The sequence below is a fragment of the Staphylococcus schweitzeri genome, from assembly GCF_002902405.1.
GTDB classification, from domain to species: domain Bacteria; phylum Bacillota; class Bacilli; order Staphylococcales; family Staphylococcaceae; genus Staphylococcus; species Staphylococcus schweitzeri.
This window is the reverse complement of the sequence record NZ_PPQS01000042.1, coordinates 66,619-79,585: the sequence shown is the minus strand read 5'-3', so window position 1 is coordinate 79,585 and position 12,967 is coordinate 66,619. Positions and strand designations below refer to the sequence as shown.

Genomic DNA, 12,967 nt, shown 5'->3' with positions numbered 1-12,967 from the left:
AAAGGTGCCTAACTTCCCCTATTTGTTAGAAAATATGTCAAAACTACATTCATTTCTATCCTCTAAAAACACGCTGAATATTCTGAATAAAAAGCTTATTTGGTTAGTTAACACAAGTTAATCGATTAGTTAACATTAGTTAATAATTAGTTAATTTCCTTTTGTATGTGCCTGTGATAAATTCTAAAAGCATACAATAAATTTAATATGTAAAAAGAAAGGGAATTAACATGAAAAACAAATACATCTCTAAGTTGCTAGTTGGGGCAGCAACTATTACTTTAGCTACAATGATTTCAAATGGGGAAGCAAAAGCGAGTGAAAATTCGCAACAAACTTCAACTAAGCAACAAACAACTCAAAACAATTATGTAACTGATCAACAAAAAGCATTTTACCAAGTATTACATTTGAAAGGCATCACAGAAGAACAACGTGACCAATACATAAAAACTTTACGCGAACACCCTGAACGCGCTCAAGAGGTTTTCAGTGAGTCACTTAAAGACAGTAAAAATCCTGAACGTCGTGTTGCACAACAAAATGCTTTTTACGATATTCATAATAACAAAAACTTAACTGAAGCTGAGAAAAATAATTACATTGCACAAATTAAAGAAAATCCTGATAGAAGCCAACAAGTTTGGGTTGAGTCAATCCAATCACCTAAAGCAAAAGAACGTCAAAACATTGAAAATGCTAATAAAGCTATCCAAGATTTCCAAGATAACAAAGCTCCACATGATAAATCAGCAGCTTATGAAGCTAACTCAAAATTACCAAAAGATTTACGTGATAAAAACAACCGCTTTGTTGAAAAAGTTTCTATCGAAAAAGCAATCGTACGTCATGATGAGCGTGTGAAAGCTGCAAATAATGCGATTACAAAATTAAACGAGAAAGATTCTATTGAAAATAGACGTTTAGCACAACGTGAAGTTAACAAAGCTCCTATGGATGTTCAAAAACACCTACAGAAACAATTAGACGTGTTGGTAGCTCAAAAAGATGCTGAAAAGAAAGTGGCGCCAAAAGTTGAGGCTCCTCAAATTCAATCACCACAAATTGAAAAACCTAAAGCAGAATCTCCAAAAGTTGAGGTTCCTCAATCAAAATTACTAGGTTACTACCAATCATTAAAAAATTCATTTAACTATGGTTACAAGTATTTAACAGATACTTATAAAAGCTATAAAGATAAATATGACACTGCAAAGTACTACACTGATAAATATTTTAAATATAAAGGTACAATAGATAAAACTGTACTATCAGTTTTTGGTAATGGATACAAATCATACATCCAACCATTAAAAGTTGAAGATCAAAAAAATTATGTATCTAAATCATATGCACAAGTAAGAAACTATGTAACTGAAACTTTAAACACAGGTAAAGTATTATATGCATTTTATCAAAATCCAAAAGTAGTTAAAGCTGCTATAACTACAGCTGAAACAGCAACATCATTCAAAAATATCTTCCCTAGTCTTACATTAATTTTTAAATAATTTTCGTATTAAAATATCCGTGAAAAAGAACCGTTGTTCCTAAAATGAATCAACGGTTCTTATTATTATTTATATTAAAACCTTCGATATCCAGTCCCTATTTGTCAAACTCATCATTTTCCCTTTTTACTATGTTAAATAAAAATTTCTTCATTAACGAATAGTTTATATTTTCGTTGAATTCACTCAACTTTATTAACAATGTATCACTACAAATTATGTCACAATCTTCCCCTCTTTAACTTCATTTATTAAAAGAATAGTTAAATCAATCTTACAAATCTTAGTTGCACCGCTATATAAAGTTCTATGCCAAAAAATTTCCTCAAATACAAATAAACAGTAAAACATCATTTGCCAATGATTAAAAGCGCCTTTACATATATATTAATAATAATTAACTGTTAACAAATAGTTAATTTGAAAACGCTTACCAATAGATTATTCTAAATATGAAAGAAAAATCAAATAGAAAGAATGTGATTTCTATGATAAAAAATAAAATATTAACAGCAACTTTAACTGTTGGTTTAATCGCTCCTTTAGGCAATCCATTTATAGATATTTCTAAAGCAGAAAACAATATAGAAGATATCGGTAAAGGTGCAGAAATCATCAAAAGGACACAAGATGTTACTAGTAAGCGGTTGGCTATAACACAAAATATACAATTTGATTTTGTAAAAGATAAAAAATATAACAAAGATGCCTTAGTTGTAAAGATGCAAGGCTTTATTAGTTCTAGAACCACTTACTCAGATTTAAAAAAATATCCTTATATTAAAAGAATGATTTGGCCATTCCAATATAACATTAGTTTAAAAACAAAAGATCCTAATGTTGATTTAATTAATTACCTACCTAAAAACAAAATAGAATCAGCAGATGTGAGCCAGAAATTAGGCTATAACATTGGTGGTAACTTCCAATCAGCACCATCAATTGGTGGTAACGGTTCATTCAACTATTCTAAAACAATTAGTTATAATCAAAAAAACTATGTTACTGAAGTAGAAAGTCAAAATTCTAAAGGTGTTAAATGGGGCGTTAAAGCAAATTCATTCGTTACACCAAATGGTCAAATATCTGCATATGATCGTTATTTATTTGCACAAGACCCAACTGGACCATCAGCAAGAGACTATTTCGTTCCAGATAACCAATTACCACCGTTAATTCAAAGTGGCTTTAATCCATCATTTATTACAACATTGTCACACGAAAAAGATAAAGGAGATAAAAGTGAATTTGAAATCACATATGGTAGAAACATGGATGCCACATACTCATATGTGACAAGACATCGCTTAGCCGTAGATAGAAAACATGACGCTTTTAAAAATAGAAACGTTACAGTTAAATATGAAGTGAACTGGAAAACACATGAAGTAAAAATAAAAAATATCAATCCTAAATAAACATATAACAATATGACAATCCTGAGACACTTCATACTTGTCTCAGGATTTTTTACTTATTACATCCTACACTGATAACAAGTAATGTTACACGACATTAAATTTAGTAATAACAACTGAATCGCATGAAAATTTACTTTCTCATCATAGTAAAAATACACAGAACACAATGAAATTATTTAACTTAAACCCTTAAATAATTATTCTCAAGTTAATAAATAATTAATTGTTAAAGATAAATAAACAGAATTGTAAAACCCATTATTTAACTTTTACAAACATTGAATCAAAAAACTAAATGGACATTCGTGAAAACGGTTACTATCAAAAGTTAATAATCATCAACATTATCAATGGTTTAATAACTTATTTTCACTCAAAATTAGCTTTTGGCATTTCAATTAAAAAGACCCTATTGAACGGAATTTCAGGATTTTAAACAGCATTTCAAAATAGTTGATATAGGTCAATTGTTAATGAACAGTTAATTAAAATAACGCCCAAAATATATTATTATTTAATTAAGTTAAATAATAATATAGAAAGAAAGTGAAACTTATGCTTAGAAATAAAATATTAGCTACAACTTTATGTGTAAGCTTACTTGCCCCTCTTGCCAATCCGTTATTCGAAAACGCTAAAGCTGCTAACGATACTGAAGACATCGGTAAAGGAAGTGATGTAGAAATTATCAAAAGGACAGAAGATAAAACAAGTAATAAATGGGCCGTGACTCAAAATATACAATTCGACTTTGTGAAGGATAAAAAATATAACAAAGACGCATTAATTTTAAAAATGCAAGGATTCATTAGTTCTCGAACAACATATTACAACTATAAAAATACGGATCATGTTAAATCTATGCGTTGGCCATTCCAATATAATATTGGGTTAAAAACAAATGATCCAAATGTTTCTTTAATAAATTATCTACCGAAAAATAAAATAGAATCTACAAATGTGAGTCAGACATTAGGATACAATATCGGTGGTAAATTCCAATCTGCACCATCACTTGGTGGTAATGGTTCATTTAACTATTCTAAATCAATTAGCTACACACAACAAAATTATGTCAGTGAAGTAGAACAACAAAACTCTAAAAGTATTTTATGGGGTATCAAAGCAAATGCATTCACCTCTCCATCAGGTCAAAAATCAGCATTCGATAGCGATTTATTTGTAGGCTATAAACCACATAGTAAAGACCCTAGAGATTACTTTGTTCCAGATAATGAACTACCACCTCTAGTACAAAGTGGTTTTAACCCTTCATTTATCGCAACAGTATCTCATGAAAAAGGTTCAGGCGACACAAGTGAATTTGAAATCACTTATGGTCGAAATATGGATGTCACACATGCCATTAAAAGATCGACTCATTATGGTAACAGTTATTTAGATGGCCATAGAATCCATAATGCATTTGTGAATAGAAATTATACTGTGAAATATGAAGTTAATTGGAAGACACATGAAATCAAAGTGAAAGGACAGAACTGATATGAAAATGAATAATATAGTCAAATCATCCGTTGCTACGTCCATGGCATTGCTATTACTTTCAAATACTGCTAACGCTGAAGGCAAAATCACACCAGTAAACGTCAAAAAAGTCGATGATAAAGTTACTTTATACAAAACAACAGCAACAGCAGACTCCGATAAATTTAATATTTCACAGATTTTAACATTCAATTTCATTAAAGATAAAAGTTATGATAAAGATACTTTAGTACTTAAAGCTACTGGAAATATTAACTCAGGTTATGAAAGACCAAACCCTAAAGACTACGACTTTTCAAAAATATATTGGGGCGCTAAATACAATGTATCTATAAGCTCACAATCTAACGATTCAGTAAACGTCGTTGATTATGCACCAAAAAATCAAAATGAAGAGTTTCAAGTTCAAAATACTTTAGGCTATACATTTGGTGGTGACATTAGTATCTCTAATGGCTTATCTGGCGGACTGAATGGAAATACGGCTTTTTCTGAAACAATCAATTATAAACAAGAAAGTTACAGAACTACTTTAAGTCGCAACACAAATTATAAAAATGTTGGCTGGGGTGTTGAAGCACATAAAATTATGAATAATGGTTGGGGACCTTATGGACGTGATAGCTTCCACCCAACATATGGTAATGAACTCTTCTTAGCTGGCAGACAAAGCAGCGCAAACGCTGGTCAAAACTTCATAGCACAACACCAAATGCCATTATTATCTAGAAGCAACTTTAATCCAGAATTTTTAAGCGTACTATCTCATAGACAAGATGGAGCTAAAAAATCTAAACTAACTGTAACTTACCAACGCGAGATGGACTTATACCAAATTCGTTGGAATGGTTTCTACTGGGCAGGCGCGAATTATAAAAACTATAAAACAAGAACATTTAAATCAACATATGAAATCGATTGGGAAAATCACAAAGTGAAATTATTAGATACAAAAGAAACTGAAAACAATAAATAGCTAGTCAAACACGGTCGACACCAGTAATTGTGACGACCGTGATTTAATTTATTACCTTAGTAAGACTGCAATTCTTTTTCTCAATGTGATATATAAAGGAATAGCTACAGTTAAAGTGAATATTACTCCTGGAATCGCGTTTAATAATACTGCCCACACAGGTAAATTTAAAATAATTGATAATAGTAGTCTAGATACCAAACTGCCTAATACACTTGCTAAAACTAATGATAGAACATTTATTTTCAATAAATAAATAACTGCAATAGCTATAACTCTAAATATAATAGAAATGATCACATTAATTGGATTAAATACGCCAAATACCAGCAATAATATGCTTGATAAAAGTCCGCCTAAAAAGTACTTTTTAATTCCAAAGAAAGCTAATATTAATAATGCTGCCGGTGCAGATAATTGAAAGTCTAATCCTGGTATAATGGATGGTATTTTCAAAACTGCAAAAATGGTTAAAATCGCAGCAATGACACTAATTTGAGTAATATCTTTTGATGTCATACTAAAACCCCTATACCTTTTTATAAATAACTTGCTTCGGTGTGCTTTCTAAAAATGATATATAATGATTTAAATCAATACTATCGTCTACAAATATTATTCTACCTCCATATCTCGTATTAACTGGTTTAATATCAAATAATCGATGGTAACCAATTTTAGCAGACGCAAAATAACCTGTCGTATACGTTAAGTCATCCGACACACAAAGTTCTCCTTTGACATACGGATGCGCACTGATACAACTAGCAATAGCTAAGGCATCAATCACTCTTTCATTAAGATCACCTTTATTATTTATATCTTCAAACGAAAAGTGTGTTGCCCTAATCCCCCTTTGTCCAAATGAATCTAAACGTTTACCAGACGTAGTAGACAGAATAATAGCTCCTTTATAAACCGTTTCATTTTTAATATATGTCATCCCTTGATTTAGCGCTTGTTCAGTGATACCACATTCCTGTGTTAAATTTTGGAGATTCTCTTTATCATCCTCAATAATAGGCAATGCTTTTATTTGTTGAATCGGTTCCACAATTTTTTGGATTTTTATATTGAGAAAATCCGGTTGCCCATTTTCATGAAAAAAACCTTTATTATAAAACCTTTGTATCGTCTGTTCTATTTTGTCAAACTCACAAATCGTTTCAGCACCACTAATATGAACATCTTGATTGCTAGAACGCATTTTTATACTATACATGACGATCACCTCAATATTCTTGATACAAAATTTCAAACAACCTATCTACATCTTGTTCAGTATGAAAATACGATAATGATATTCTTAACATCGGCTTAGTAACAGTTGGATACCTTAAATAACTTGTAAACATATGATGATTTAATAATGTTTGATGAATATTCTGCGCCGCTTCTAAATCATCAAACTCCAAAAACTTAATCGGTGATTTTGAACTATTACAATCAACATTGAGTGCTTTTAACTTTTGATTAAAATATTCACTCAAACTATTTAATTTAGCGCGTCTATCATCAGCATCTATTAACTTTTCAATATTTCTTTTTATAAAATACAAATTATAAATTGGCAAACTACTTGAGTAGATAAGTGGTCTGCCGTGATTAACTAACATATCCTTCACATCATTTGGACTCAGGATCACACCCCCGTAAGCACCACATGCTTTAGATAAACTAGAAGTGAGTATGTCTATGTCTTGATAGTTTGAATAATTCTCTATTCCAAAACTATGTGAAACATCAAGTATCAGTATTGCGTTATATTTATACTTTAATGAGACTAATTGCTCAATATCCACAACGTCTCCATTAGTTGAAAACACACTATCAGATATGATTATTTTTTGTATATTTTGATTAGGGTATTCAGCTAACCTTTTTTCTAAATCAGCAATATCTAGATGCGCATATATTACTTTTTCTAAACCACTTAACTTAATACCGTCAATAATACTCGCATGATTTTCTTGATCTGAAAACACGACACAACGTGTATTTTTGAAAATATTAAATAACGCCAAATTAGCATCATAACCACTATTAAAAATAGTACATGCACTATATCCGAGCCAGTCTGCTAACATTGCTTCAATCTCTTCATAAGTTGCCGAATTTCCACTAATCAATCTTGAACTTGATAAATGATAACTATACTTCCGCATAAATCTTTCGAAATCATCCTTATCAAGTGCTATTTGCCCTAATCCTAAATAATCATTAGAAGTATAGTTCGTCCATCGCTTATTTTCTACTTCGATATACTGCTTATCTAAATACCCTACGGATTTAAGCGACCGATACACCCCTTTCTGTTGTAATAAATCAATTTGATCTTGAAACATCATTCTTGCTTTCCTTATTTTCACAAGTTCCATAATCTATTTCAAAGCCCAAATCATTAATCATGTCGTAGTCTAATTGATTAGGTTGACCGCCAGTAATTAGATAATCACCGACAAATATTGAATTCGCCGCTTTTAATGCTAATGGCTGTAACGAACGTAAGTTGACTTCTCTTCCTCCAGCAATTCGAATTTCTTTCGTAGGATTAATTAATCGGAATAATGCTACGATTCTCAAACATTTCATTGGTGTTAAATCATCCATGCTTCCAAACTTTGTGCCTTTGATTGGATGCAAAAAATTAATCGGAATACTGTCGGCATCCATTTCTTTCAAAGCAAATGCCATATCAACAATATCTTGATTAGATTCTCCCATACCACAAATCACGCCAGAACATGGTGATATATTATTCGCTTTCATTAGTTCTATCGTATCTGTTCTATCTTTATAACTATGCGTTGTCACGACGTTATCATGGTAATTTTCACTTGTATTAATATTATGATTATATCTATCTACACCAGCTGACTTAAGTTTCTTTGCTTGTTCGTCATTCGTTAATCCTAAACATGCACATATTTTCAGTTGTGGGTGTTGAGATTTAATCGTTCTCACAGTGTTACTAATATGATCAACTTCTTTATCGCTTGGTCCTCTACCACTCATAACAATACAATATGTCCCGATATGATTATCATGTGCCACCTTTGCACCATCAATAATTTGTTCCTCTGGAATTAAAGCATATCGCTGTTTTTGCTTAATATCTCGTGATTGTCCACAGTACCCACAATTCTCAGGACAAATACCACTTTTAGCATTTAAAATCATGTTTAATTTTACTTTCTTACCGAAATAATGTTTTCTTAAAATATACGCCTCATTTAATAAATCTAAAGTATCAATATTAGTATCTTCATAAATTTTCAATACAGTATCTTTTGTTAATTGTTCCCCTTGTAATATGCGTTTAGCCAATTTCATATTAACACTTCCTATCTAGTATGTTATGTATTGCCTTTTTAAAAATACGTACCATCGTTTTCACTTCTTTATTTGACATACTTAACACTGGCACAAACGTAATGACATTTTCTAAATTTCTAATCATTAACCCGTTTTCTTTACAACTCCGTACAATACGTTCAACTTTTTCAATTTCTAACGGTGTTTTACTATCTTTATCTACAACCAGTTCAACACCAAACATTAAGCCTCGTCCTCTTACATCACCAACATTTCGATGGCGTTTCAATGTTTGTAGCTGCTTTGCAAGTGTTGATGATGTTTTTTTAATATGTGACAACAAATTACGCTGTTCATAAAGTTTTATATTTTCTAAAGCAACTGTACAAACGATTTGATTTCCAGTGTATGTATGACCATGGAAAAAGGTATTCACACCGTGCGAATCACTTAAAAATGCATCGTATATTTTTTGAGATGTCAATGTAGCTGCAAGTGGTAGGTAGCCACCTGTAATCGCCTTACCTAAGCACATAATATCGGGTTGAACATCTTCATGATTACATGCAAACATCTTACCAGTTCTTCCAAAACCAACAGCTACCTCATCACAAATTAATAAGACATCGTATTTTTTACACAATTTCTCGACTTCTTTTAAAAAGCCTTTAGGATGAACAAATAAGCCTGTTGCACCTTGAATCAATGGTTCCAATATTAACCCTGCGATTTCATCATTTCTTTCAATTAGAATCTGCTCTATATTTGCTAAAATTGCTGTCATCATTTCTTTTTCAGTATCATAATTACTGCGATAGAATGACGGACTTTCTACTTGAATATTCTCAAATATTAAGTCTTTAAATATTTTATGAAATGTCTTGATCCCCCCAACACTTACCGCGCCGATCGTATCGCCGTGGTAGCCATGATTGAGCGTAATAAATTTATTTTTCTTAGCATATTTCTCTCTATCAATATTTTTCCAATATTGATATGCCATTTTTATTGCGATTTCAACTGACGCACTACCCGTATCGGAATAAAAAACTTTTCTAAGATTACTTGGAGTGATTTCGATTAATTTTTCAGCAAGTTCGATTGACGGAATGTTTGACGACCCTAAAAGCGTTGAATGTGCAATTTTATTGAGTTGCTTCTTAATTACCTTATTCAAATACTTATTATTATGGCCATGCACATTGACCCATAACGATGCATAACCGTCTAAATATTTATTACCATTCGTATCGTAAAGGTAACTTCCCTTTCCTTTTTCAATGATGATAGCTTCTTCTTTACTATATACACCCATTTGTGTAAATGGATGCCAAACATATTCTGAGTCTTTTTGTTTAAGTTCTTGTGTATAATTCATTTTTAACTCCTATTAATTGTTTTAAAAATGCTTCTGAGAAATTTTCATACGTGGCATGTTCTTCAAACGTGTACACCGTTTTATTTGTTAATTTTTCAATTGTAATTTGATTGTCTTTTTCAATGTAATTATCTGTGTATCGATTCATGATTAAAAAGTTATACAGTGATACATGATGGTCAACATAGTTTTGATGAACAATCGCATCACTGATGGCACCTAGTTTTGATGGCAGAACACTGATGACACAATCTGCACAATCATTAATAAGATCTTTAGTCATATAGAAATCATTTGTACCTTCATATATTGGCACGCCAATTCCTCCGGCACCCTCAATTAAGATAAAATCAAATGCATTATCTAAATCATTTATTTTATCTAATACATATTGTTTATTTAGGAAGGTTTTATTCGCCATTTTAAATGCTAAGTGTGGTGATACAGGTTGCTTAAATGTATAAAGCGACGTTGTATCATAATTCAAATCACATTCATTTTTAAACACTTCTAAATCTGGAAACGTTCCATCCTGAAGTTCTTCAGTTTGAAACGGTTTAAAAATACAAACACGATAGCCAAGCTTTTTCAAAGCATGATATAAGTGCTTTGTGACATAAGTTTTACCTATATCTGTATTCGTACTTGTTATAAAAATCCTCATAAAAAAGACACCTCCACTTAAATGTAAACTTTTATAATTAATAAGTTTACATTTAGGGCGAGCATTTTTCAAGAAAACATGAATTTAAACTTCTCTGTATAACTATAAATTTCGTCAAAAGTTTGACTTTCCTATTGAAGTGGCATAAAACTTTGAACTTAGTTTGTTAAGTACAAAAAATGATTCGATAAAATATGTCAGTTGAAATTAATAATCACATTATTTCTTATAAAAAGAAACCCTATCTTTATCATATTCTTAAACGATTCATTAATTGTAATAATACGTTTCGCACCTTGTTCATCAATGCTATAATTAGTTACATAATAAATTGAACATCTAAATAAATCCCCTCACTATTGCAGAAGTGAGGGGATTTATTTAGATGTTGGTTATTTGTCACTTTTTTTATTTCCACATTAACGATTCCATACTAAACAATCATTTATAATTTCCAGCCTGCTGACTTCCTTTTTATTGTCATAAAGTCTTGGTACATTCCTGGTTGTTGAATTAATTCATCATGGCTTCCTTTTTGAATTATTTCACCATCACTGAGTACGATAATCTGATCTGCATTTTTAATAGTTTCTAGTTTATGCGCAATTGTAATCACGGTTTTACCTTTACTTAATTCATCAATTGCATGCTGAATGAGATGTTCATTTTCAGGATCAATACTTGCAGTTGCTTCATCTAAAATAATGATTGGCGCATCTTTCAAAATTGCTCGGGCGATAGATATTCTCTGTCTTTCTCCACCAGATAAATTATTGCCCTTTTCATTTAATACTGTTTTATATCCTTCAGGCAACTTCATTATGAAGTCATGACAACATGCCTGTTTTGCTGCACGAATAACTTCTTCTTTCGTCGCATCTGGATTGCCAAATAATATGTTATTTTCAATCGTATCATTAAATAAATATACCTTTTGAAATACTGCACTAATTTGTGACATCAGTGTCGTTAATTTCAAATCTTTAATGTCAATACCACCAATACGTATAAATCCATCATTAACATCATAAAAACGTAAAAGTAAGTGACACAAAGTAGACTTACCACTTCCAGATGGACCGACGATAGCTGTTGAAGTATTTGAAGCAATGTCAAAACTTACATCCTTTATCACTTGCTTGTCATCATATGAAAAATTCACATTTTCAAAAGCAATATCATCATTTTCAACTGTTAAATCTTCCCCCTTCTCATCTAACTCAGGCGCACTTTTAATCTTTTTGATCTCATCTATTGTCATATCAATTATTTCAAGTACATGTGCTGCACTATTAATGTTTTCAATACTATCAAAAATAACAAATGAAAAAATTGAAATCATAATGAAGGTAGGTAAATCAATACTATTATGTATAAATAATAAGCAGGCCACCAATACAATCAATATCGAAATGACTTTCAAACTAAGTAAATGTAATAGATTAAATGGAATGTACTGCATTTCAATTTTTGTATTAACACGTTTACTCTCATTAACAGCTCTATTAAAGCTTCTAAGACTTGTATTTTCTTTCGAGAATGATTTAATCACTTGAATGCCACGGATAACTTCGACCACTTTTTCAATTAGTTGATTTTGTGCATAATGATACGTTGGTGCATTTTTTCTACTCTTGTTTTCCAATAATTGAACAGCTAAAAATGATAATAATACACCAATGAATGCTAATAATGCTACTTGCCATGATACGACCAATAAAGACAAGATAAGTACTGAAATTAATATGTATCCATTAATAACAATATCCACCATTTTCATGGCAAAGGTTTCTAGAAACGTTAAATCCGTAGTAACAATAGTAATTAACTCATTTGAGTGATGCGTATTAAAATATCCTAAAGGAACGTTTTTCAATTTATCACCAATATTTAAACGTTCATTTGCACTCATTTCATAAGCGATACTCTCCTGATTTTTACTTTTATAATATGCTGTAATAAATCGACCAAGAACTAACAAAATCATGATAATTACAATATTTAATATATCTTTCCCATAAATAGGTTTATGAGATACTACATTGTTAAATATTTGTGCCGCTAAAAAAATAGGCATCGCAATGAATATGGCATTTAAAAATGACATGATAAAACCTAAAATCATCCTTATTTTATATGGTGATGCCCAATTTAAAATCTTAAATGTTATCCTAAACATGTTTAACCTCCTTTACC

At 31.0% G+C, this 12,967-nt stretch carries 11 protein-coding genes; 4 read left to right on the top strand and 7 right to left on the bottom strand.

The genetic code is table 11. The features are described from left to right. Positions 1–230 precede the first annotated feature (230 nt). The 4 genes from CD116_RS09635 to hlgB all read left to right on the top strand — a co-directional run bounded on the left by CD116_RS09635 (position 231) and on the right by hlgB (position 5,414). Entirely contained in the window at positions 231–1,511 is a 1,281-nt protein-coding gene (locus CD116_RS09635; protein WP_047549883.1) for a B domain-containing protein, read from the top strand. A 488-nt stretch (positions 1,512–1,999) separates the two neighbouring features. After that, positions 2,000–2,929, top strand: coding sequence for a bi-component gamma-hemolysin HlgAB subunit A (gene hlgA / locus CD116_RS09630; protein WP_047549885.1), 930 nt, complete (start codon positions 2,000–2,002; stop codon positions 2,927–2,929). Positions 2,930–3,487: 558 nt separating this feature from the next. After that, positions 3,488–4,435, top strand: a complete 948-nt coding sequence (locus CD116_RS09625) for a leukocidin/hemolysin toxin family protein (RefSeq protein WP_047549889.1) — start codon at positions 3,488–3,490, stop codon at positions 4,433–4,435. A gap of 1 nt (position 4,436) precedes the next feature. Further along, positions 4,437–5,414: a bi-component gamma-hemolysin HlgAB/HlgCB subunit B gene (gene hlgB, locus CD116_RS09620; RefSeq protein WP_047549892.1), complete on the top strand. Its 978-nt coding sequence runs from the start codon at positions 4,437–4,439 to the stop codon at positions 5,412–5,414. Positions 5,415–5,465: 51 nt separating this feature from the next. Here the strand turns inward: hlgB and CD116_RS09615 are convergent, their stop codons facing one another. From CD116_RS09615 to CD116_RS09585, 7 genes are all read right to left on the bottom strand, one after another. Next, complete coding sequence (locus tag CD116_RS09615; protein WP_047549895.1) at positions 5,466–5,933, bottom strand: QueT transporter family protein; 468 nt, start codon at positions 5,931–5,933, stop codon at positions 5,466–5,468. Between the two features lie 10 nt (positions 5,934–5,943). Next, positions 5,944–6,636, bottom strand: a complete 693-nt coding sequence (locus CD116_RS09610) for a 6-carboxyhexanoate--CoA ligase (protein ID WP_047529856.1) — start codon at positions 6,634–6,636, stop codon at positions 5,944–5,946. Between the two features lie 10 nt (positions 6,637–6,646). Next, the gene (locus CD116_RS09605) at positions 6,647–7,762 is read right to left on the bottom strand and encodes an aminotransferase class I/II-fold pyridoxal phosphate-dependent enzyme (RefSeq protein ID WP_047549898.1); all 1,116 of its coding nucleotides are present in this window, start codon (positions 7,760–7,762) and stop codon (positions 6,647–6,649) included. Next, complete coding sequence (gene bioB, locus CD116_RS09600; RefSeq protein WP_047529849.1) at positions 7,740–8,747, bottom strand: biotin synthase BioB; 1,008 nt, start codon at positions 8,745–8,747, stop codon at positions 7,740–7,742. The genes CD116_RS09605 and bioB overlap by 23 nt, the downstream gene beginning before the upstream one ends. Position 8,748: 1 nt before the next feature. Continuing rightward, complete coding sequence (gene bioA / locus CD116_RS09595) at positions 8,749–10,107, bottom strand: adenosylmethionine--8-amino-7-oxononanoate transaminase (protein WP_047529848.1); 1,359 nt, start codon at positions 10,105–10,107, stop codon at positions 8,749–8,751. After that, entirely contained in the window at positions 10,085–10,771 is a 687-nt protein-coding gene (gene bioD / locus CD116_RS09590) for a dethiobiotin synthase (protein ID WP_047529847.1), read from the bottom strand. The genes bioA and bioD overlap by 23 nt, the downstream gene beginning before the upstream one ends. Positions 10,772–11,216: 445 nt before the next feature. Next, the gene (locus CD116_RS09585) at positions 11,217–12,950 is read right to left on the bottom strand and encodes an ABC transporter ATP-binding protein (protein WP_047549901.1); all 1,734 of its coding nucleotides are present in this window, start codon (positions 12,948–12,950) and stop codon (positions 11,217–11,219) included. Positions 12,951–12,967: the final 17 nt, after the last annotated feature.